Raw genomic sequence first — 20,683 nt, 5'->3', positions numbered from 1 at the left:
ACGCATCGATTCACCCGTGCCCAAAGGCGACAGGGTGCAGGCTCTGCGCCGTCCGTGATGTTCGTGGCAGGAGGCGCCAGGCGAGGATCCGGACGTCGTCGAGCAGGCTAGCTGGCGGCTGGTCTAGGTCGAGGGTGTGCTGGTGGATGGTGATGCCGGTGTGGCGGACGCGGTGGGCTGCGTGCGGGGCGTTGCCTTTCGCGTAGATGAGGTGCCCGTCCGGGAGGTGGAGGGCGGTGCAGTAGGCGAGCATCTGATACAGGTCCGCGTCGGGGAAGCCATCGGGTCTTTCGGCCTTGTACTTAGCGTCGGCCACGGCTTGCGGGGCGCCGTCATCGGTGTAGTGGACGAAGTCGGGCACGATCCGGATCGCCTGACCCTCGTCCAGGTAGTGGGAGGCCCTGGAGTGCGCAGTAGCCGCCGCTCGCTTTGAGCACCTCGCGTAGGGCGACCGTGACGAAATCCTCGAAGACGCGTGCCATGTCGAGCAGGAAGCCGCTGACGGTGATGTCTCCGGCCCGGTGCTCCACGGAGATGCCCTGCAGAACGAGTTCGGCGAGACGCACCGCAGGCTGGTACCGGACGTTCAACCGCGTGGGGCGCCACACCGGTGGTTCGTGGCCCCGTCCGATCGGGCTGACGTCGGCCAGCCGGACACGCAGCCTCACAGTCGGCCGCGCAGATTCCTCGAAACACACCGCAAGCGGAGGAGGCGGTCGGTGGCGGTTCGCAAGAGCCGATTCTCGGCGATGTCGGTTGTGTACTCGTCGTGGACGATCTCAAGGGCGGGGAACTCACCGTGATGCCGCCGGAGTTGGTCGGCCTCTCGCAGTCGCCCGCGCATGACCAGGGAGGTCTCCTCGGTGGTGCGATACCCCTGAAGAAGTCCCTGGCGGAGGGCCCGGTCAGCTTGCTGCTCGAAGAGACGTGCGAGTGCGGGCAGGAGTTCGGGCTCCGCGTCGAGGGCCACGTCCTCGTCTCGCCAGCCCTTGGCGTCGAGCGCGTACCCGAGCAAGAAGAGCAAGCGGCGGATCGGTACTTTCGGCGTGATCCGGATGGTGAGGGTCTCGCCGCCGTGTGCAGTCACGGTCGCGACTCCGACCTTGCCCGCGGCCCTCACCCGCCACCGTCCGGACGCGTCCGGATCCGGCGCGGCCTCGACCACGCGTGAGGCAGCCACGGCCTGGCCGAGTGCTTCGGACAAGGGCAGCGACAGTGCCGCCCCGTGCTCGGTGAGAGCGATGTCCGTCATGCCTGTGGCGGAGTGATCGAGCCGCGCAGGGACTCAAGGCCGTACCTGTGCTCGACCTTCACGTCCTCTCCGTAGTGGTACTCCTCCAACAGCGGAAGGATCTTGGTGCGCCAGGTGCGCTCCAGCCCTCCGTCGCGGTACACGCCCGGCTTCATCAGGTAGGACGGACCGACCTGGAAGTCCGGGTCGGGGATCCGGCGGTTCAGTTCGTCCAGCAGGTCGGCGGGCTCGGTGCCACGTTCCTTGGCGGCGAGCCAGCGACGCAGCATCCCCTTGGTCGGTTCGGTGCGGGGGGACAGTTCGACGAACGCGAAGCGGCGGCGCATCGCGGAGTCCACGAGTGCGATGGACCGGTCAGCGGTGTTCATGGTGCCGATGACGAACAGGTTGGGGGGCAGGGCGAAGTCGTCGTTGGAGTAGGTCAGCCGCACCGACCGGTTGCGGTACTCCAGCAGGAAGTACAGCTCGCCGAACACCTTCGCCAGGTTGGCCCGGTTGATCTCGTCGATGATGAGGAAGTGCGGGACGTGCCGGTTGCCCTCACTGGAGGCGAGGTCAGCGAGTTCGCGCAGGGGGCCGGCCGTCAGCCGGAACGCGACCTGCCGGGTGTCGGGGTCCTCCTGCGGCCGGAATCCCTCGAAGAAGTCCTCGTAGGCGTAGGACGGGTGGAACTGCACCAGCTTGACCTGCTCCCGCCCGCCACCGAGGAACTCCGCCAGCTTCTGTGCGAGGTAGGTCTTGCCGGTGCCTGGCGGCCCGTAGAAGATGAGTTGCCGTTCGTCCCACAGCAGGTCGCGGACTTCGCGCAGCCAGGCTGCGTCGTGGATGAGCAGCTCCATCGCGAGTTTTCCGCTTGGCTCCGGGAGTTCCAGTTCCCGGCGCGCGGCGAGCGCGGGAACCGCACCATCTACTGTCTCCTGCGCCTCGTCCGCGAGGTCCTCATCGCTCCGGCCGAGCCCATCGATGATGGCCTGGACTGACGTAATGTCCGCGACGTTGTGCTGGATTGAAAGTTTTTGCTGTACTTCCTCGGGCAGCTCTTCGTAAGGGTGCTTGGTGCTTCGCCATTCCACCTGGCGTTGCAAGTTCAACCGGCCAGGCCCGAGATCGACATGTCCAACTGGGCCGGTTATCTCGCCGACGTACAACCCATTTTCGGAGAGGGTGCACACGGCATCGCCCGGCTTCATCCTGGACACAAAGATGTGGAACGCCTCGACCAGCTGACTACGCCGGCTGTAGGACGATGTGGACTCGTAGGCGTCTTCCACCAGACGGCGCAGCGCATCCTTGCTCATTCCCTGCTTGAGGTTCGCCCGCTGGAGCCGCGTTGCGGCGAGAGTCACGTATCCCTCCGTCAGCCACAGTCGCTGGACGATATCGGTGTCGGACGCGTGCGCCCCTCGGACGAGCCACGTGCGCCTCCGCCCCCATCCCTCCCGGGCGATGTAGTCCCCGAGCGGATGTCCTTCCGGGGTTTTCCAGACCACCTGTCCGTTGGAGTTGCGGCCGAGAAGGATCTCCGCGGCCGCCGATGCGGAGTTGCAGGTGATGTCACGGGTCGCCTCGAGGTAATCAGGCCACTTCGTGGACGTCACCAGCGCACCTTCGCTGATCAGCTCTTCGCGAGTTCGGTTTGAGGCCGCGTTAGTCTCATGGAACAACGGCGCGGTGTCGGGACGTGCGAGGGACCCGGCGAGCACTTTGAACTTTCGGCTGTTCTTCGTCCCCCGCTCGTTCAGCAGCCGCCCGTGCGCTAGGGGGCCGCCGTTCCGCAGGCGCAGATGGAACTTAGGGTTGTTGTCGGCCATCGGATTTCCTCCTCCTGTGCACTGGCTGCTGATAGGCGCGGCCAACCTAACACCGCTCCCGGACAGTCATGAGCCCTTCACTGGGAAGGGAGAGGACTGGATATGGAGGTACCGCCCACGAGGCGCCCGCCAGGGCTGCAGGTCGAGATGCCTGACGGGACGGGGTCATGGTTGTGTGAGTTTTGCGGCGGGTGTTAGCCGACGCTGCGGATTCCAGGTGGAAGAGGGGGCATCGTGCCGAAGACCGTCCAGTTGAGGACGTACACGATCAGGGAAGGCCTGCTTGAGGAGTGGGCGGCCAGATGGCGGGAGTCGGTGATGCCGCTGCGGTTGAAGCTGGGATTCGGGATCGGGGGTGCCTGGCTTGATCATGAGCGCAGCCGGTTCGTGTGGGTGATCTGGTACGAGGGGGAGGAGACGTTCGAGGAGGCGAACCAGCGGTACTGGGCGTCGCCGGAGCGGGAGGCGATGGGGCTGGACCCGTCCGAGTACCTGGTCGATCGGGACGTGCGGGTGGTCGAGCAGGTCTACTGATCGGGCTCGGGGAGCAGGTGGGCGAGGCGTTCTTCTCGCGCAAGGGGGCGGAACACGCGGGTCCCGGCCTTGGATTTCAAGGCGTCGAGGTCGACGTCGAAGGGCCAGAGCCGGGCGGTGCCGTCGAAGGAGGCGGATATGACGGTCTGGCTGTCCGGAGTCCAGTGACGGAGACGACCGGGCCGCGATGGACGCCGATCTCGGCGTAGGTCCTTCCCGCCCACAGACGGACGGTGCGGTCGTAGGACGCAGTGGCGATCATGAAGCCGTCGGGTGACCAGGCCACGCCGGCGACGCGGGCCTCGTGGGCGTCGAGGACGACCAGTTGATCGCCGGTGCTGGTGTCCCAGACGCAGCGCCGCCCACTGGCGGAACAGCGCCTCATGCGCGCCCTGCGTGATGGGCGTTCCCTCCCATACGTCGGTGACCCGCAGCCGGGCCTCCACGAAGCAGTGAGGACGCGTCGCTCGTCCTCGCTCGCGCTGCAGCGTTCAGGGAACTCAGGAATCGCGATGGTGCTTCAGCAGCCACTGTGCATGTGCTCGGACTTGAGGGGCGAGCCGGGCGTGGATGGGGTCGCGGTCGGCGGCCTGAAGGAGGATGGCTGCGACCGTGAGTTCGGCGAGCCGCCCCTCGCGTGTTGCCAGGACGTCGGCGAAGGTGTCGCGGATACGGGCGGCCAGTTCTGGGACGGGAAGGGTGTAGGCGTATAGGTGGGCGGCGTCGAATCCGTGGGGGGCCGGGCCGAAGCCTTCCCAGTCGAGGATGGTCAGTTCCGGACTGGTGAGGTTGGCCCAGTGGAGGTCGCCGTGGGCGAGGGTCCAGTGGTGGACGGTGGTGTCGACGCCTGCTTCGCCGAGATAGCGAGGGATGGTGCGGTGTACGTAGTCCTGGCTGATGACGCGTGGGCGGTTGTCCGGAACCGGTGTGGCGGCGACCGTGCTCGTAGCCCGCTGCAATCGGGACCACCATGCGTCGGGCAGGGCGATGTGCTGGGTGAGGTCCGGAGTCGGGGAGCAGACGGGCGCCGTTACGTAGGTGCTGAGCTCGGCTCGGTAGGCATACCCCTCGTTGACCCAGTCGGCTGAAGCCAGCAGCCGGGGGCGTGGGATCTCTCTCGGAAGTGTGGCAGCGGCTTCTTGAGTGCCGGTCCACAACTTTCCGCCCTCCTTACCGACTGGTGCTTCGAGCACTCGGAGCCAGGCGTTTTCGGAGGACGTTGTGACGGGGGCGCCGATGGTCCTTCCGCTATGGCCCCAGGTTTCGGTTGCGCCGTGGCTGGGTGCGCAGTCGAGCCGGATCGTCGCGCCGGCGAAGGCGGCGTGCATCCGTTCGCGGATGTCGGGATCGTCAGGCTCGAAGAACACGGCAGATGTCCTGGAGATGCGGGAGTTGAATGGCTGGACGCTGGAAGGCGTTGAGTGCTTCTCGCCAGTGTGCCGCAGTTGACGCCGAAAGCAGGGCTCCGGTGAGTCCAGGCGTGGAGGCCACTACCGCGAGCGTCGCGACGACCCGGGAGGACCCGGGCCTGATGAACTCGGCCAGGTCGGAAGTGACCAGCTCGATGAGTTCGCCGCCGTTCAGTGGGGCAGAGGCCCACACCTCCAGACCGGCCCCGGAGGCCTCCGCCACGGGACCGGCGCCGTGGAGGGCTTGGGCAACGGGTGTGAGTTCGATGAGGTTGACGGGTAGTTGGATCGCCCGCAGATGGGTTCGGGTGCTACCCGCCGCTCGTCGCGCTGCGGTGACGAGGCCTTGAACGGTGAAGGCGCCGCTGGTGAAGCCGCTCCAGGTGGCGATGCCGTAGCCGGCGATGTCGCCTTGGTGGGCGGCTTCCTCGAAGATCGTGAAGGCTTGGGTGATCCGCTTGAGTAGTCGGCTTCGGTCTCCGTGGGCGCCGTGTTCGGGGTTGTGCAGGTACAGCAGATCGAGTCGGCCGCGGCCCACCTCGGTGATGTTGGCGGTGATGCGATGTCGAAGGTAGGCGGGCGCTATGGAGTGGCAGGCGGCAGCCTCTTCGGAGGTGATGAGGCCCGCCTGTCGAGCGGCCTGGGCTTGGTGTCGGGTCATGTGGCCCGCCTTGGTGGAGATGCGCAGCCCAGGTCGGTCGGGTAGCAGACCGGCCAATTGAGCATGTGCGCTGCCTCGCGCGTAGACAGGCGCGGTGTCGATGACGGTGACTCCCGCCGCGATGGCGGCGCGGGCGGCGGCGGTCACGTCGCGGCATCGGTAGGTGCCCAGGCCGAGGACCGTCATCATGCTTCGCCCACGGCGATGATCCCGCTGCGCAACAACTGGTCGAGCAGGTCGACGGCTTGGTCGGTGGTGACGTTCGCGGCCTGGGCCAGAGTGCTGAGCGTGGCCGGCCGTCCGGAGATGAGCGCATCCAGGAGCGGGGTCGCTTGAGATGCGAGTGTCCAGCGTTGGCCGGCGGCCTCCAAGGTCAGGGTCTGCTCGGTGCGGTGCAGGACGGCCCGGGACGTCACGAGCCGGACGAGTAGATCGGGGTCGTCCTTGAGCCGCTCGTGCACCGCGTGTGGCAACGAGAAGCCGCCGCGAGCCCCGGAGGCGGCATCACGCGCGGCCAAATATGCATCGATCATCGAAGGGTCGTTGAGGCGTTCGACCAGCAGCTTGCTCATCTCATGGCACCAGACCGCCTGGGCGTCCGGGCCGGCCCGGCGCGGGAGGTCGGCGCGGACGGATGGCTGCGCACGTAGCTCGTCCACCACCCATGACAGCAGGTCGACCCCGGTGTGCGTGCCCAGCCCGCAGGTCAGGTGGAGCGAGTGCTGTCCGGTGGACACGGCAGCGGCGTGCCACCAACCGCGCGGGACATGCAAGGCGTCCCCGGCCTGGAGGACGAACTCATCGATCGGATGCTCGGGTGGTGTGTCGTCGAACTCGACGTCTCGATACAGCGGAGCGGGACGGGTGGGGCCGTAGATCCGCCAGCCTTTGGCTCCCGATACCTGGAGGACGATGACGTCGTGGTCGTCCCAGTGGACGCCGAAGCCTTCTCGCGCCGTCCAAGAAGCATAGGCGTTGACCTGCACGCCCGTCCGGAGATGGCGCTCGAGCGTGCTCACCATGGCACCAATCGGCGGATGCATTTCCTCGATCGCATCCAGAACCAGCGTCGCGCCGTTGCGGAGCTGCTCAGCGACGAGATGCGGCTGCGGAGCTTCCCACGGCGGCATACGCCGGTACGTCCGGCGCTGGCAGTACTCCGACGCCGGGATGGTGGCACCGTCGGCGGACAGCCGAAGACGCGGCGGCTCCAGCCGATGAGTGTCAAGGAGTTGGTTCAGTGCCGCCCAAGCCAGCAGACCGGCGAACCGGTCTCGGTCGGCGGACGATGCGGGATAGACCCGGTGGGCGCGGCCCAGGTCCTGAGCGAGGAACCGGTCCCCGCCCAGAACCTCGACGATCAAGTCGATCACGATCGTCGATCAGCCGTCGTTGAGGTCGGACTTGCCGGTGGACCCACCGTCGGACGGCTGGGTGGCGCGGCCACGCGCCGCGACAATCTTCTCCACGGCCACCACCAGGCCGCCTGCCTTGCTGTTGTCCACTGGAATCTCCCTTCCCGCTCCGCTCCGATCGGCGGAGCTGTCGGGCTACGCCTTGTGTCCCTCGGCGAGATCGGAACAGTGAACGAAGCCGTGGTTTGCTCCCGTGGGACCGACCCACGGACTCGTCTCGCTGATCGCCATGGCTTGCGGCTTGCGCGCCGCTACCCTCTGACAGGGGGTCTTCGGCGAGTCAAGGATGAATAGCGACGTGACCAGGCGTAGGTACTTCGACCCCGGATCGGTCCCCGTGGGTTTCTGGTGCCGAGAAGACGTCGCGCACGCCCTCACCCGCCGTGATGTCGGTCGGCTTTTCCGGCTCTTCCTCGATCAGTTCGCCGAGTGCACACAGACTCAACTGGCCCTGCTCACCCAGCATGATCGCTCTGACATCTGCAACTGGGTGCGGGGTACTCGCCAGGGCCGCGTCTCCGACATCGAGGTACTCACCCGTATCGCAGACGGCCTGCAACTCCCCGATCAAGCCCGGCTCCTGCTCGGCCTCGCCCCAGCCGGTTCCTTCGCCTTCAGCCCGAATCCAACTGGGGAGGCGGGCGAAGCCGCTCGTCTGGACGACCGAACGCGTCCAGCGGTGGCAGGAGACCGGCAAGGTACCTGGGCCGGTGATGGTCTGGACGCCCGCCCAGACGGGCGCTTTCCTCGACTTCATCGTGGACGAGCGGTTGTACGCCCTCTTCCACCTGGTCGCCTTCCGTGGGCTGCGTCGTGCCGAGGTCGCGGGACTGGCCTGGGCGGACACCGACCTCCAGGGTGCGGGCACGCTGACAGTCCGTGAGACGCGTCCTGGTTCCGAGAGCCAGGCCGACGAGTACGACGACACCAAGTCCGAGGCCGGCGAGCGCACCGTGGCGCTGGACGAGGCGACCATCTCGGTACTGCTGGACTGGCGGGCCGTTCAGGAACGAGAAAAATCCGCCGCTGGCCCCGAGGTGTGGGCGGACTCCGGACGGGTCTTCACTCGCGAGGACGGGGCACGGCTCCGTCCCCAGTGGATCTCCACACGGTTCGAAGACTTGATCAGGAAGTACGCCCTCGTCCAGGCCAAGCACTCCGTGGAGGGCTGGGCCATCGACAGGATCGCTCGTCACCACCGGATCTCTGTTCGCGCCGTCCAGGTGGCGACGGGAGGTGAGCCGCTGCCGCCGATCCGCTTCCACGACCTACGGCACGGAGCCGCGACGCTCGCCCTGCTCGGCAACGTCAACATGAAAGTGATCAGCGAGACTCTCGGCCACGCCCGCCACTCCTTCACCGCCGACACCTACACGTCGGTGCTCCCCGAGGTGTCCCGGGCAGCCGCCGAGGCGGTGGCTGCGGTCGTCCCTCGTAGGACGCGGCAAAGCACACCTGACGCCGCCAACGTGATCTCGCTTGCGGACCGACGCAACCGGCGCGGCCAACACGCAGGGTAATCAAAGCCGAGTCGGTCAGCACTCGCATCGTCCGGCCACGAAGGCACTCCGCCGACCTCCCGTGCACACCATGTGCACACCAGGCCAGGAGAAACGGACATCTGGAACGCGACAGGGACTTCGCTCAAGATCGCAATCTTGGACGAAGTCCCTGGTCAGTGGGCGGAGGATCGGGGATTTGAACCCCGGATGGGCTTGCACCCAAACCGCATTAGCAGTGCGGCGCCATAGACCGGACTAGGCGAATCCTCCAGGAGCCGTCAGGCCCAGGACAGGTTACCGGTTCGGCGAGCCAACCGGCAAAGTCTGACCCGCGGCTCCGACAGCATAGTTGGAAACACGTCCTAGCGCCGCGCTCCCGGGGCCGCGGGAGCGGATCGCGCCGGTCGTCAGCCGCCGAGCCGGAACCCGGTGAATCCGCAGGCCTCGGCGAGGTCGTTGCCGTGCTGCCGCATGCCCGCGAGGTCGGGCTGGCGCGGGGTCGTGCTGCCGGACTGCACCTGCCGCAGCATCGACGCGGTCTCGTCGAGGTCGCCCGCGAACGCGGTCGCGGCGGTCTCGACGTCCCCGCCGGCGCTCTGTCCCTCGGACCGCACCTTGGAGGCCGTGTCCGCGAACTTCTGCGCGGTGGCCGAGGCACCGCTGGGCGACGACATCGACATGCCGCTGGTGGAGAAGCTCCGCAGCTCCGTCTCGATGTTCTTGCAGGCGGTCTTCTTCTTCCCGCCGGCGATGGCGTCGACCGCGCCACAGCCCGTGGAACCGAGCATCAGTCCACCGACGGCGAGGACGCCGACCAGCTTGGTGGCGGACATGCGCATGGGGATTCTCCTTCAGGGGGTCGGGCTTTCGGACGGGCTACACCCTCCCAGGTCACACCCGCCTTAATCCTCCCTTTGGCGTACCTACCCCACCAAGGGTTCCGTGACTCAAGTCACACTGCGGCCCAGTCGCATCCGTCAACCGATTCGCGGTCAGGTCCCCGGAGCCGGTACAGTACTTCCGGCAGGCACCCGTAGCTCAACGGATAGAGCATCTGACTACGGATCAGAAGGTTAGGGGTTCGAATCCCTTCGGGTGCACCAGCTCAGAGGCCCCTTCCAGTCATGGAAGGGGCCTCTTGCGTGCGCCATGGGAGCCATGTTGGGAGCCACGGGATTCGATCAGGCCCCGGAGAGGGCGCCGCTCATGGCCTCAGCCGTCGCCCGCTTGTCGGCGACGAGCAGACGCCCACAGACGTGCTTGGTGGTCGCGATCGACGTGTGCCCGAGGATCTCAGAGACCATGTGCAGCGGCGTCCCTTGAACGGCATCAACGAGGCCCCCGAGTGCCGCCCATGCGGGTGCCAGTGGCCGAGTCCCGCGCGCTTGGCCAGCTTGGAGAAGGTGTGCGAGAAGTTGTTGAGATCCATCGCCGTCCCGACCTCGCTCGCGAAGATCAACCCGTGATCGTTCCACGGCTCACCAGTCGCGATCTTGGTTTCGGCCTGCTGTGCACGGAGTCGCCGAAGCTAACCGTGTCGCGGTAGTCGTCTTCCGCCGATTCGGCCACGGTGCCCGGCAGAATGCGAACCGACCAGCACTCCAAGAACGCATTAATCGTGAACCTGTCATCGTGAACCGTCCCGGCGTCCACCAGCTTGCGGAGGTTCCGGAGCTTGCCCGCCACCTCGTTGCGCGTCCGGCCCGACACCTTCTTAAGGACGCGACGGCTCCTCTCGGCATAGCCGAGATGGATTGCCCCCGCCAACGGTCGCCGTCCCTGTAGATCGAGTCCTCGCCGCTGCCCCGGTCGCTTGCTCATGCTGCGTCCGCTTCCTCTTCGAGCTGGGCAACGACCTCCGCGAGTGCCCTTGCCGGAATCCGTCAAGGGACGGCTGCGCTCAGGCCGTTGCGCGGCCCCGCGCCAGGCCACCTGGCGCGTGCGGTGTGGGCGCAGGTCACCGGACGGCCGCGCCGGACCGCGCGTCGTGTCCCCCCGGGTCCGCAGGTCGTCGGCGGACGCAAGGGACGCGCCGCCACCTCGCCGTAAATATGGTCGTCCGACCAGCCCCGCGTCATAGGAGCGGCGACGCCCGGGATCGGCGTCAGCGAGATCGTCGTCATCCTCGTCTCATCAGGGGTTGTCACGGCCTTCGTTGCGGGCTGGAGATCGCCGGAAGATCAGTCGGGCGTGCGCTACGGGGGAACTCCGTGGTTCCCAAGTCCCCTCCTGGGCTGGAGGACACTCCCGCGCGAATCTGTCTGTCACCGGGCACGCGCCGCTCGCGAGGAAGCGCCCTCCGGACAGGTTTGCGCGTCTGTCGTGGCAGGTGCCCCGTCCGGAGGAACTTCGCAGGGCTCGACGTCGCACGTGCGCGTTGAGAAGTGAGTTCGGACAACCTTCGCTGATCTCGTTCGGAGTCACCTTGCACCTTCGGTTGGACAGGAGTGCCTCAGCTTGGACTCAGCCGGTGGAGCACGCGCGAACGGTCGCGGTTCCAGCCGTAGACCTCGGCGCGGTCGGTGGAGGCCGTGGCCAGGACGGTCGCGCTGGCGCAGACGATGAAGCCAGGCTCGGCGTCCGGTGCGGGCAGGGCCAGGCTCAGGAACTGGGCATGGAATCGCTGCGGCACCTGGGCGAAGTCCAGCAGGCCGAGTCGTGTCTGCTCGTCTGCCGGCTGGAGGATCAGCGGGTCGTAGAGCGTGCGGAGCTTGACGGCTCGGACGTCTACGAACAGGACGTTGACGTGTTCGTCGCAGCCCGCGCCGGCATGGCCATGCATCAGCAGTTCGGAGTGGCTGACTCCATAGCGCCAGAGACGAAACGGCCGCTGCAACGTGAGAGTCTCCATGGCGCTGATCATGCCGGGCTGCGGCTTCCCCGAAAGGTCGATCCTTCTGACCCGAAGACCGCAAGACCCGGTTCCATCTAGGCCCGGAAGGTGCAGGGTTCGCGCGGGCGGGCAGCAGGTCGCGGGGAATGCTCTCGCCGGCGGGTTCACGATCGGCTTTACAAGCCGGTGATCGCGGCGGCTCCCGGGAGCCACACGGGTGGATGATCTCGAATTGTGGTGGACGACTCTGGGTAGCCCGGAGGTCAGTGGCCGAGCGTGCGGACTGTTCCGGACGGTCCAGCGATCGTTCGGGACCTACGGATCAGATGGATAGGGGTTCGAATCCCTTCGGGTGCACAGGCGGCGCAGAGGCCCCTTCGGATCTTGGAACAGCCTCTTGGTGTGCGTCAGGGCGCCCACGTTCTGAAGAGAGCGCTGTTGATGGCATCAAGGGGCGGGAGGTTGGCGTCCGGTGCGTTGTGAGCGCTTTCGGTCTGTGATGGCGGCTGCCAGGAAGAGGGCCATGGTGAGTCCGGCGGCTGCTTGGCCTGGGTGCTTCACCTGGTCTCGGGCTTCACCGCATCGGAGCTCGCGCTGAAGGTCGAACTCGCCGGTCGGATCGCTGCCTATCGGATGGTCATGGCTCGGAGAGCGGGAGAACCACACCGACCCGCAGCTCTGTTTGGCGGTGCCCACATAGATGTGCGTTGGCCAGAGGCCGAGGACTGCCACGGCGAGCAGCGAGCAGCATCCCAAGACTACGAGGAGGCGAGGTACGGACATCCGCCCATGATGGATCAAGAGGCCGCTTCCGCGGCACCGGTCGCGGTTGCCCCGGGCCCCGGCGGTCGGCCGATTGCGATCGACGATCCGCTTCTGCGGTGACTGCGGGCCAAGGCTGCGGTCCCCTTTTCTGACGGCCGCAGGCGTCCTCGTGCTCGTTGCGTGGAACCCCTCCTGGTGAGGATGGGAACGAGCAGCCTTGACGACCCCGTGATGAGTCCTCGCGCCCGCACCCGTCATAACTACGACGGGACACGACGGAAGGATGACGTGATGAGTGCCAAGGCGCGGCTGGTAGGGCTGGGCGAGGTCGACGAGCCGGTGTTCTCGGGGATGGCGGAGCGGCATCGGCGGGAGCTGCACGTGCACTGCTACCGGATGCTCGGGTCGTTCGAGGACGCCGAGGACACCGTGCAGGAGACGTTCCTGCGGGCCTGGCGGCGGAGGGAGACCTTCGAGGGGCGGTCGACGTTCCGGGCCTGGCTGTACCGGATCGCCACCAACGCCTGCCTGGACCTGCTCGCCAAGCGCCGTCCGGAGCCCGCGACCGGTGGCGAGGTGCGGTGGTTGCAGCCCTACCCAGACCGGCTGCTGGACGAGTTGCCCGCGGGCGAGGCGGACGAGCCGGAGGCGGTCGCCGTCGCGCGGGAGACGATCGAGCTGGCGTACCTGGTCGCGGTCCAGCATCTCGCGCCGCGGACGCGGGCCGTGTTGATCCTGCGGGACGTGCTCGGCTGGCCGGCGAAGGACGTCGCGGAGCTCCTCGGGGACTCCGTGAACTCCGTGAACAGCGCGCTGCAGCGGGCCCGGGCCGGCATGCGGGAGCACCTGCCCGCCGAGCGGCAGGACTGGACCGGCGGTGAGGAGGACGCCGGGACGCGCGAGCTGGTGCGCCGTTTCACCGACGCCAGCGTGGCCACGGACATCGACGGGCTCGCCGCGCTGCTGCGGGACGACGTCCGATGCTCGATGCCGCCGACGCCGGGCCTGCGAGTCGGACGCGACGCGGTGGTGAACGACTGGGTCTCGGACGGCTTCGAGCGCCTGAAGGGGCTGCGCGCCGTCCAGACCTCGGTGAACCGGCAGCCCGCCGTCGCGTTCTATCTCTGGCGGGAGCAGGAGGGCGCGTACCTGCCGCTGACGATCGACGTCCTGCGCGTCACCGGTGGGGCGATCACCGAGATCGTCGTCTTCCATGACGACCAGTTCCCGCGGCTCGGGCTGCCGGAGCGCCTGCCCGCGGACGGCACGGAGTAGTCCCCGTGCGGACGCTCGCGCTGCGCGGCGGCGGGCGCGTCGCGGTGGTCGCGGCGGAGTGGCGCGACGTGTTCCTCGTCGTCACGCGCGGGCGGGTGCAACTGGAACTGCGTGACGGCGAGCCTGGGCCGGTCCTTGGACGGGGCGCCGGGTTCTGGCTCCGCGGTACAGGCGTCCGCGCCCTGCGCAATCCAGGCCGTCGCACGGCGAGGGTGCGCGTCGTCGCCCCGAGGTCAGGGCCGTCGCATGCCGGTCAACACATCCCGAACGTCCTGTGGAGGAACGCCATGAACAGCATGAACAACGCCGGGGCGGTAACACGCCCGGCATCGGGCCGGACCAGCCGCACCGGCAGGCTCGCCCTCTCCGGCTTCGCCGCCACGCTCGCGGCGATGGCGGCCACCACCCTCGCCGCCGCGCTCGCCCAGGCCGTTGGGGTCGACTTCGAGCTCCCGGACGGTGGCGAGTCGATCCCGTTGCCCGGGTTCGCCGTGGTGACCGGGTTCTTCTCGATCGTGGGCTGCGTCATCGCCGTCGCTCTGCTTCGTTGGAGCGCGCGCCCCGCCGAGCGGTTCGTGTGGACGGCGGTGTCGCTCACCGCGATCTCGTTGGTCCCGCCGTTCCTCTCCGGGGCGAACGCCGCCACCATCGTCGCTCTCCTCGGGCTGCACCTCGTCCCGGCGGCGGTGATGATCCCCACCTTGGCGAGGAGCCTTCGCACCCCGGCCGATCGTGGCCGGTAGCCGGGAGTCGGACGGGGTGCCGGGATCAGGTGGCGCAGAACGCTCTGACGCGCATCCAGGAGTTGTCGTCGATGACGTTCTTGACGTAGACGGTCCAGGTCCTGCCGTCCGAGCTCGGAAAGGTGTCGGTGATCATATTGCTGCCGCGCGGGGTGTTCTCGCCCCCGCCGCTCAGCACCTTCGTCCCCGCCGGGCAGGTGAGGGAGGCGTGCGCGCGGCCGCCCTTGCTGAGGCTGACCCCCTCGCCCACCTCGAGGGACCTGGTGATGCCGGTTCCGCAGACGTTGTAGAGCGTGGTGTGGAGATCCGAGTTGAGGGCGGTGTTGAAGACCGTGGTCACCCAGTCGTTGCTGGCGCCCGGGTAGGAGTCGAGCAGCCTCAGCCCCTGGGTGCCGTCGCTGCCGCCCGCCAGCGTCACCGTTCCCGCGGGACAGGTGTAGTTGAACTCCCTGCGGACTCGGCCGCGCGGGATGAGCTGGTCCTGCAGGTAGCTGAACCTGTATCCGGGGATTCCGCCGGCGCAGATCGCTTGCGTGCGGACGGTGGCGTTGAGCAGCGTCGAGGTGTTGACGAAGCTGGTCCTCCACCCGTTGTCGTAGATATCCGGATTGGACGAGACGAGTTCGATGCCGGTCGGCAGGAGCACGGTGTTCGACTCGCCGCCGCCGAGGACCACGGTCCCCGCCGGGCACTTCGCGAACGCCCCCTGGCCTTTACCCGGGCCCACGGTGACCGGATCGCCGGTGACGACCTGATACGTCGCGAGGGTTCGTAACCGCGTGGCGGTAGCGGCGTTGCCGGGTGATCCGCCGGCGGGGAGCAGCGAGACCGCCGCGACGGTCAGTGCCCCGACCGCACCGGCCTGGAGTAGCCGGTGAGAAGACGCATAGCGAGCCGGCATCAGCGACCTACCTCCCTTGAGGGTGACCGGCCGGGCCAGCCTTGCTGGACGGTCTCGACCACGCTGCCCCCACCTTCTCGGTGCGATCCCCCTTCTGTCGCTCTACCTGCGGGAACGTCCCAGATAACGTCTGGCGGTACTTGCCTTACCGGCACGCCGAGGGGCACCGCGTGCCGTGACGGCCGGCGGCGCCGGGCCGGGCTCGGGACGGAGAACTCGGTCCCGGACAGCTTCGTTGGAGTTTCGACGGCGGGGGACGCCGTCGGAGGCTGTGGTCGAGTGCGCCTGAGCCGGGCGTGACACTGCGCAGGGAGCGATTCGTGAAGCTGCGGGACGAGATCGAGACGATCCTGCGAGGGTGGCACGCCTACGAGGCGGACCGAGGGTCGGGAGACGTCATCGACTTCGATTGCGCGCCGACCAGCGCGACCATCGAGCCGGCGACCAGCCGTCTCGCGGTCTACGAACGCCTTGTCGATCTGCGTGCTCGGGCCGTCGAGGCCGGTGCCGGCCGTCTCACCACACGTCTGACCGCCGATCTCGCCTACCTCGGCGCCCTCATGGGTGAGCACGCGCCGCTGGACGACTACGTCCGGGCCACTCAAGGATGCGCGGCGGCCGGTTGGGGGGACGACTACGTCACTCACCGCGGTGACCAGGCCCGCCGGGCGTTCGACGCCCTCGGGGTCGGGTGGGGTTCCGAAACCCTGCGGGAGTTGAGGGCGGTCGAGGGGCCGATCGAGGCGGGCGAGGCACCGGATGCGATCAGGCAGGCCGCCGCGGACTTTGAGACCGCCGTCCGGCAGGCCACCGGCAGCCGGGCGCCGTTCAACCTCACCATCGAGACCGCCGAGGTGGACGCCTACTGGGCGTACTGGCTGGACGGTTCCGGGGACGATGTCCGGCTACGTCTCAACCTTCGCCGCGCGAACTTCACCGAGGTCGCCGCCCGCCAGTTCGCCCTTCATGAGGTCCTCGGCCACGGCCTCCAGAGCGCGAGTTGGACGGCGCGAGCGGCCGCCCAGGAGGTTCCTTGGGTGCGTCTGATGTCGGTGCACGCGCCGCAACAGGTCCTGCTCGAAGGGCTCGCGCAAGCGCTCCCCCTGTTCGTGGCCTCTGATGACGAACTACTGGTCGCCCGCACCAAGTTCGACCACTACAACCAACTCGTGCGCGCCGAGTTGCACTTGGCCCTCAACCAGGGGGTTGGCATCACCGAACTGGCCGAGCACGCCCGATCTCGCATGCCCTGGACGACGGAGGCCGCAATCGCCGACCTCCTCACCGACAGGGGCGCCAATCCGCAACTCCGCTCATACCTGTGGGCCTACCCCGCCGGAATCGACTGGTTCGCCAATCTCGCCGACGCAGACAAGGCCCCCAGGAAGGCCGTCCTACAAGCCGCCTACCGAGACCCGCTGACACCCGCGGATTTGGCAGCGCTCTGGCCGGCGGGTCCCGCTATAGGCGGCCAGGACGCCTGACCGTGCGGGAGGTCAGGTTCGGCGCCGGGGACGTCACACTGGCCGGCTCGCTCGGGGTTCCGGCCCGGGGCGCGGCGGCGGGCGCGGTCCTGATCGGGGGTTCGGGGCCGTCGGACCGGGACAACGACGGCTACTTCCGCTCGATCCGCCGATATCTGCTGGAGGCCGGGATCGCGGTCCTCAGCTACGACAAGCGCGGTGTGGGGCGGTCGTCGGGCCAGTGGCGCGCGGCGACGATGGACGATCTCGCGTCCGACGCGCTGGCCGCTCTGGCCTTCCTGCGTGCGCAACCTGCGGTGCCGGACGGAAAGGTCGGCCTGTTCGGGCACAGCGAGGGCGGCTGGGTGGCCCTGCGCGCGGCTGCCCGCGATACGCCGTCCTGGGTCATCACCAACAGTTGTCCCGGTGTGACTCCGGCAGAACAGGAACGCTACGCGGTGGCCAACGCCGTCAGAGCGTCCGACTCGCTTCACGACGTCGTGGCCCTTTACGACCGGCTGGTGGAGGCGGGGCGGCGTGATGCCGACTTCGCCGAGGCGAACCGGCTCGTTGCCGGTGCTGGGTACCCGCCAGGCCTGGCCGCCTTCTGGGCTGATGTCGACGCCGACGGTTGGGAGTTCCTCAAGCGCAAGCAGGATCACGATCCTCTGCCCGATGCGCTTCGGTTGCCGTGCCCGCACCTGGCGGTGTTCGGCGGTGCTGACGCGCTCGTTCCCGTCGCCGACAGCATCCGGCTTTTCAGCGCCGCCGCCTGTGACGGGGACCGCGACCACCGGGCGACGCTGACCGTGGAGGTGTTCCCCGGAGCCGACCACCGGGTGCAACGCGGGGGTGCCCTCGCCCCTGGCTACCTTCGAACCCTCGTGGAGTGGATTCACGCCGCGCGCTAGCGGTGTCCCCTGTCAGGTGGGGCGCCGTACTGAGGTCGTGTCGCTCGTCAGGGGCGAGCCGTCCGCCGACGTGGGCAGGAGGACGGGGACGCGGGCGCCGTCGTCGTCGACCAGGACGGAGTGCGGCTCGCCCTCCTCGAAGGCGTGGCGCTCCCCCCACTGCCGCAGCGTGACGATCACGGGGAAGAGGTCCTTGCCCGCCTCGGTGAGCGCGTAGAGGCGGCGCCTGCCCGAAGGGGCGTCGACCTGGGTGAGCAGGCCGTGGGCGGTGAGCTTGCGGAGCCGTTCGCTGAGGATGTTGCGGGCGATTCCGGTGCGCTGCTGGAAGTCGGTGAACGAGCGGGCGCCGTCCATCGCGTCGCGGATGATGAGCAGGCTCCATCGGTCGCCGACCAGGTCGGCGGTGCGGGCGACCGGGCAGCCCGGGTCCGTCCACCCGGGGCCCCGCCCGTCGGTCTCGTCGCCTGCCATCACCCCTCCAGTGAGTTGCGTATTGAAACCATTCTGACCTACGCTCCGTTCAGTTTCAAAATGAAACCAAACGGAGGTGGAGCTGTGCACGGGAGGACGAGGCTGCTGCTGGCGGCGGTGTGCGGGGTCGCGGTGGCGAGCGTCTACGCCGGGCAGCCGGTGCTGGGCGCGATGGGACGCGACCTGGACGTACCGGTCGACTCGCTCGGCTGGTTCGTGGCCGCCGGCCAGCTCGGCTATCTGGCGGGACTGGTACTGCTGGTGCCGCTGGGCGACATGCTCGACCGCGGACGCCTGATCGCCGCGCACCTCGGCCTCGTGGCCGCCGGAGCACTGATCACCGCCGCCGCCCCGGCCGCCTGGGCGGCGTTCGCGGGACTGGCGGTGGCGGGGTTGTTCGCGGTGGTGGTGCAGACGGCCGTCGCGTACACGGCGTCGGCCTCCCCGCCCGCCGAGCGCGGGCGCAACCTCGGCATCGTGACCTCGGGGGTGGTGATCGGCATCCTCGGCTCGCGGGTCGCCGCGGGAATCCTCGCGGACCTGTGGGGATGGCGGAGCATCTACCTCGCGTTGACGGCCCTCGCCGGAGTGCTGGCGCTGCTCGTCCTCACCGTGCTGCCCGCCGATGCCCGCCCGCGGACGGTCCGGTACGGGCAGGTCCTTCGGTCCCTCGGCGGGCTGTTCGTCCAGCCGGTGTTCCTCGGCCGCGGGCTGATCGCGTTCTTCCTGTTCGCGTCGTTCGGCACCCTGTGGAGCGGCATGGCCCTGCCGCTGGCGGGGGCGCCGTGGCACCTCAGCGAAGCGCAGATCGGGCTCTTCGGCGTCGCCGGGCTTGCCGGAGCGCTGGGCGCCGCCCGGTCCGGACGCTGGGGCGATGCCGGGCACGCGCGCCGGGTCACGGGCATCGCACTCGCTCTCCTTCTCGCCTCCTGGGCCGCGATCGGGCAGCTCTCGTGGTCGCTGCCGCTGTTGGTCCTCGGCGTGGTCCTGCTCGACTTCGCCGTCCAGGCCGTGCATGTGAGCAACCAGCACACGCTCACGACCGCCTACCCCGACCGCACCAGCACCGTCATCGGCGCCTACATGGTCTTCTACTCGCTCGGTTCGGCCCTGGGAGCGGCCGCGACCACGGCCCTGTACGACGCCGTCGGCTGGACGGGCCCCACCGTCCTCGGTGCGACGCTCACGCTCTGCGCCCTCGTCACCTGGGCCGTCACCCCTCGCACGACGGGACGGGACGTCACTCGTCCACAGCTCCAACGGGCGGAGAAGGTGTGACGGTCGTCAGCGCGGCGGTGTCAGCGGCGGGCGTGGTTGATCTTCAGGCGGCCCAAGCCCATGGTGCCGGTGATGCGGATCTTGGGACCGCCGGGACGGGCGGGACGGCGCGGGGTGTAGCGCGCGTCCTTGAGCCCGGTGTGCAGGCCGTCGAGCTCGACGATCGCGTCCCGCGGGACGGTGATCTTGGCCCGGCCGGTGCCGACCTGCAGTTCGATGTCGACCACGGGGTGCTCGATGATCGCCTTGGACAGGTCCAGGCGCACCTTGCCGAAGGCGGACTCGACCTTGAGGGAGCGCGGCACGCGCCAGGCGCCGCGGCGCTTGATCCGTCCGGTGGCCGCGCCGATCGTGGACGTGGTGCCCGCGTCCACGTCCGGGAGCGAGGCCAGGGGCGCCGCGAGGTCGCCGTGGGTTCTGGCGGTGAGCACCTGGTCGAGGCGCTCCTCCATCTCCTCATGCGTGAGGTGCCCGGTCGCGTACGCGTCCCGCAGGCGCTGCGCCGCGGTGTCACGGTCGTCGTCGCCGACGAGGCGCGCCAGGTCTTCCGAACGGGGGGCCACGACGCCACTCTAGCGCCGTCCGCGGTCCGGCCCGAGAAGGAGGACCCCGCCGCCCGGGTCAGTGGGTTTCGGTTCCGGAGACCAGGCGGTGCCTGAGCGGCTTGCCGACGCCGAGCAGGGTGCGGCCCGTCATGCCGTTGATGATCCCGGCGGCGGAGGCGTACCAGGCGCATACGGCGGTGAGGACGCCGAGATAGCCGCCGATCTTGACCGTGGTCTCGCTGGTGGCGAAGTTCCCGATGAAAAGGATGATCTCCGTGGCCTCCAGGGCGACGAACACCGCCAGGACGGCCTGGTTGACCTGGGTCGCCCAGAGCATCATGTAGGTGTTGAAGATCGCGAAGGCGAGGAGGATCCAGCCGAGGTCGTTGGCCTCCTGGGCGGGGGTCGCCTCACCGGCGATCAGGACGACGTACAGGCCGAGGCCGAGCCAGAAGCCGCCGTAGGACGAGAAGGCCGTCGCGCCGAACACGTTGCGATTGCGGAACTCCCACATGCCGGCCAGGATCTGGACGATGCCGCCGTAGGCGAGGGCGTAGCCCAGCCAGGCGTCGGTGCCGTCGGTCCACGCGGCGTTCTTGACGGACAGCAGGAACGTGGTCAGGGCGAAGGCCGCAAGGCCCAGGGGCGCCGGGTCGGCGATCGCGGACGGAGCGTGCGGGGCGGGCGGGGCGGGCTCTTGCTCGACGTGGGTCATGGTGCCTCCTCGCTGGAGTCCCATCGCCTTGTCTCGCACGGTCTCGGCCGGACAGGGATGGACGAAGGAATGCGGACAACGGACGTCCGGACGTCCCGGATGGGACCGTTATCTCCTCGGCCCTGTTGTGGATCATAACTCCGCGTGCGCGTCAGGTCAGGTGCCCTTTCGCGGGACATTTCCGGCGTATCTCCAGTAA

At 68.5% G+C, this 20,683-nt stretch carries 25 protein-coding genes and 2 tRNA genes; 8 read left to right on the top strand and 19 right to left on the bottom strand.

Annotated elements, in window-relative coordinates; all coding sequences use genetic code 11:
- Positions 1 to 10 precede the first annotated feature (10 nt).
- The 4 genes from BJY14_RS46575 to BJY14_RS19945 are packed head-to-tail and all read right to left on the bottom strand — an operon-like array spanning position 11 to position 3,063.
- A complete protein-coding gene (locus BJY14_RS46575) occupies positions 11 to 388 on the bottom strand; it encodes a 5-methylcytosine restriction system specificity protein McrC (RefSeq protein ID WP_281382318.1) in 378 nt (125 codons plus the stop codon).
- On the bottom strand, positions 333 to 668 hold the full coding sequence (locus tag BJY14_RS47755) for a 5-methylcytosine restriction system specificity protein McrC (protein WP_218905515.1): 336 nt from the start codon (positions 666 to 668) through the stop codon (positions 333 to 335). Before BJY14_RS47755 ends, BJY14_RS46575 begins: the two co-directional genes overlap by 56 nt.
- Positions 665 to 1,252, bottom strand: a complete 588-nt coding sequence (locus BJY14_RS46570) for a 5-methylcytosine restriction system specificity protein McrC (protein ID WP_218905513.1) — start codon at positions 1,250 to 1,252, stop codon at positions 665 to 667. The genes BJY14_RS47755 and BJY14_RS46570 overlap by 4 nt, the downstream gene beginning before the upstream one ends.
- Positions 1,249 to 3,063 (bottom strand): DUF4357 domain-containing protein, encoded by a 1,815-nt coding sequence (locus BJY14_RS19945; protein WP_179845004.1) that lies wholly within the window; start codon positions 3,061 to 3,063, stop codon positions 1,249 to 1,251. Before BJY14_RS19945 ends, BJY14_RS46570 begins: the two co-directional genes overlap by 4 nt.
- Positions 3,064 to 3,297: 234 nt before the next feature.
- Between BJY14_RS19945 and BJY14_RS19940 the strand changes: the two genes are divergently transcribed.
- On the top strand, positions 3,298 to 3,597 hold the full coding sequence (locus BJY14_RS19940) for an NIPSNAP family protein (protein WP_179845003.1): 300 nt from the start codon (positions 3,298 to 3,300) through the stop codon (positions 3,595 to 3,597).
- A gap of 76 nt (positions 3,598 to 3,673) precedes the next feature.
- On the opposite strand, the gene BJY14_RS47750 is transcribed toward BJY14_RS19940, so the two are convergent.
- From BJY14_RS47750 to BJY14_RS19915, 6 genes are all read right to left on the bottom strand, one after another.
- A complete protein-coding gene (locus BJY14_RS47750; protein ID WP_179845002.1) occupies positions 3,674 to 3,982 on the bottom strand; it encodes a WD40 repeat domain-containing protein in 309 nt (102 codons plus the stop codon).
- A gap of 115 nt (positions 3,983 to 4,097) precedes the next feature.
- The gene (locus BJY14_RS19930) at positions 4,098 to 4,964 is read right to left on the bottom strand and encodes a hypothetical protein (RefSeq protein WP_179845001.1); all 867 of its coding nucleotides are present in this window, start codon (positions 4,962 to 4,964) and stop codon (positions 4,098 to 4,100) included.
- On the bottom strand, positions 4,948 to 5,856 hold the full coding sequence (locus BJY14_RS19925; protein ID WP_246395993.1) for an aldo/keto reductase: 909 nt from the start codon (positions 5,854 to 5,856) through the stop codon (positions 4,948 to 4,950). The genes BJY14_RS19930 and BJY14_RS19925 overlap by 17 nt, the downstream gene beginning before the upstream one ends.
- A complete protein-coding gene (locus tag BJY14_RS19920; protein ID WP_312879317.1) occupies positions 5,853 to 7,040 on the bottom strand; it encodes a JmjC domain-containing protein in 1,188 nt (395 codons plus the stop codon). Before BJY14_RS19920 ends, BJY14_RS19925 begins: the two co-directional genes overlap by 4 nt.
- A 9-nt stretch (positions 7,041 to 7,049) precedes the next feature.
- The gene (locus tag BJY14_RS46565; protein ID WP_281382501.1) at positions 7,050 to 7,172 is read right to left on the bottom strand and encodes a hypothetical protein; all 123 of its coding nucleotides are present in this window, start codon (positions 7,170 to 7,172) and stop codon (positions 7,050 to 7,052) included.
- A gap of 190 nt (positions 7,173 to 7,362) precedes the next feature.
- On the bottom strand, positions 7,363 to 7,653 hold the full coding sequence (locus BJY14_RS19915) for a hypothetical protein (RefSeq protein WP_179845000.1): 291 nt from the start codon (positions 7,651 to 7,653) through the stop codon (positions 7,363 to 7,365).
- 139 nt (positions 7,654 to 7,792) lie between these two features.
- On the opposite strand from BJY14_RS19915, the gene BJY14_RS19910 reads away from it, so the two are divergent.
- Positions 7,793 to 8,602 (top strand): site-specific integrase, encoded by an 810-nt coding sequence (locus BJY14_RS19910; protein WP_179844999.1) that lies wholly within the window; start codon positions 7,793 to 7,795, stop codon positions 8,600 to 8,602.
- Positions 8,603 to 8,765: 163 nt separating this feature from the next.
- Here BJY14_RS19910 and BJY14_RS19905 read toward each other — a convergent pair.
- Both BJY14_RS19905 and BJY14_RS19900 read right to left on the bottom strand, forming a co-directional pair.
- Positions 8,766 to 8,854 (bottom strand) — tRNA-Ser (locus tag BJY14_RS19905).
- Between the two features lie 137 nt (positions 8,855 to 8,991).
- Positions 8,992 to 9,423, bottom strand: coding sequence for a hypothetical protein (locus BJY14_RS19900; protein ID WP_179844998.1), 432 nt, complete (start codon positions 9,421 to 9,423; stop codon positions 8,992 to 8,994).
- Positions 9,424 to 9,611: 188 nt separating this feature from the next.
- Here BJY14_RS19900 and BJY14_RS19895 point away from each other — a divergent pair.
- Positions 9,612 to 9,687, top strand: a tRNA-Arg gene (locus tag BJY14_RS19895).
- Between the two features lie 78 nt (positions 9,688 to 9,765).
- Here the strand turns inward: BJY14_RS19895 and BJY14_RS46560 are convergent.
- The 3 genes from BJY14_RS46560 to BJY14_RS19885 form a co-directional block, all read right to left on the bottom strand.
- Positions 9,766 to 9,888, bottom strand: coding sequence for a hypothetical protein (locus BJY14_RS46560; RefSeq protein WP_281382107.1), 123 nt, complete (start codon positions 9,886 to 9,888; stop codon positions 9,766 to 9,768).
- A 151-nt stretch (positions 9,889 to 10,039) separates the two neighbouring features.
- Positions 10,040 to 10,405 carry a hypothetical protein gene (locus tag BJY14_RS19890; RefSeq protein WP_179844997.1) on the bottom strand — a complete coding sequence of 122 codons (366 nt, stop codon included), beginning with the start codon at positions 10,403 to 10,405 and terminating at the stop codon, positions 10,040 to 10,042.
- A gap of 631 nt (positions 10,406 to 11,036) precedes the next feature.
- A complete protein-coding gene (locus tag BJY14_RS19885; RefSeq protein WP_179844996.1) occupies positions 11,037 to 11,435 on the bottom strand; it encodes a hypothetical protein in 399 nt (132 codons plus the stop codon).
- A gap of 1,038 nt (positions 11,436 to 12,473) precedes the next feature.
- Between BJY14_RS19885 and BJY14_RS19880 the strand changes: the two genes are divergently transcribed.
- Positions 12,474 to 13,457, top strand: coding sequence for an RNA polymerase subunit sigma-70 (locus BJY14_RS19880; protein ID WP_179844995.1), 984 nt, complete (start codon positions 12,474 to 12,476; stop codon positions 13,455 to 13,457).
- Positions 13,458 to 13,462: 5 nt separating this feature from the next.
- Entirely contained in the window at positions 13,463 to 14,200 is a 738-nt protein-coding gene (locus BJY14_RS47270; protein WP_218905511.1) for a DUF6069 family protein, read from the top strand.
- A gap of 25 nt (positions 14,201 to 14,225) precedes the next feature.
- Here BJY14_RS47270 and BJY14_RS19870 read toward each other — a convergent pair whose 3' ends face one another.
- Positions 14,226 to 15,101, bottom strand: coding sequence for a hypothetical protein (locus BJY14_RS19870; protein ID WP_179844994.1), 876 nt, complete (start codon positions 15,099 to 15,101; stop codon positions 14,226 to 14,228).
- 320 nt (positions 15,102 to 15,421) lie between these two features.
- Here BJY14_RS19870 and BJY14_RS19865 point away from each other — a divergent pair, with 320 nt between their 5' ends.
- Both BJY14_RS19865 and BJY14_RS19860 read left to right on the top strand, forming a co-directional pair.
- Complete coding sequence (locus tag BJY14_RS19865; protein WP_179844993.1) at positions 15,422 to 16,585, top strand: hypothetical protein; 1,164 nt, start codon at positions 15,422 to 15,424, stop codon at positions 16,583 to 16,585.
- A 2-nt stretch (positions 16,586 to 16,587) separates the two neighbouring features.
- A complete protein-coding gene (locus BJY14_RS19860; protein WP_218905509.1) occupies positions 16,588 to 17,475 on the top strand; it encodes an alpha/beta hydrolase family protein in 888 nt (295 codons plus the stop codon).
- Positions 17,476 to 17,487: 12 nt separating this feature from the next.
- On the opposite strand, the gene BJY14_RS19855 is transcribed toward BJY14_RS19860, so the two are convergent.
- Positions 17,488 to 17,946, bottom strand: a complete 459-nt coding sequence (locus BJY14_RS19855; RefSeq protein WP_179844992.1) for a winged helix-turn-helix transcriptional regulator — start codon at positions 17,944 to 17,946, stop codon at positions 17,488 to 17,490.
- Between the two features lie 84 nt (positions 17,947 to 18,030).
- On the opposite strand from BJY14_RS19855, the gene BJY14_RS19850 reads away from it, so the two are divergent.
- Positions 18,031 to 19,224, top strand: coding sequence for an MFS transporter (locus tag BJY14_RS19850; RefSeq protein WP_312879316.1), 1,194 nt, complete (start codon positions 18,031 to 18,033; stop codon positions 19,222 to 19,224).
- A 20-nt stretch (positions 19,225 to 19,244) separates the two neighbouring features.
- On the opposite strand, the gene BJY14_RS19845 is transcribed toward BJY14_RS19850, so the two are convergent.
- Positions 19,245 to 19,787: a DUF1707 SHOCT-like domain-containing protein gene (locus BJY14_RS19845; protein ID WP_179844990.1), complete on the bottom strand. Its 543-nt coding sequence runs from the start codon at positions 19,785 to 19,787 to the stop codon at positions 19,245 to 19,247.
- 58 nt (positions 19,788 to 19,845) lie between these two features.
- The gene (locus tag BJY14_RS19840) at positions 19,846 to 20,484 is read right to left on the bottom strand and encodes an acetate uptake transporter (RefSeq protein WP_179844989.1); all 639 of its coding nucleotides are present in this window, start codon (positions 20,482 to 20,484) and stop codon (positions 19,846 to 19,848) included.
- Between the last annotated feature and the right edge of the window lie 199 nt (positions 20,485 to 20,683).

This window comes from Actinomadura luteofluorescens (assembly GCF_013409365.1).
GTDB lineage: Bacteria > Actinomycetota > Actinomycetes > Streptosporangiales > Streptosporangiaceae > Spirillospora > Spirillospora luteofluorescens.
The sequence above is the reverse complement of the archived record's forward strand: the minus strand, read 5'-3'. Positions and strand labels throughout refer to the sequence as shown.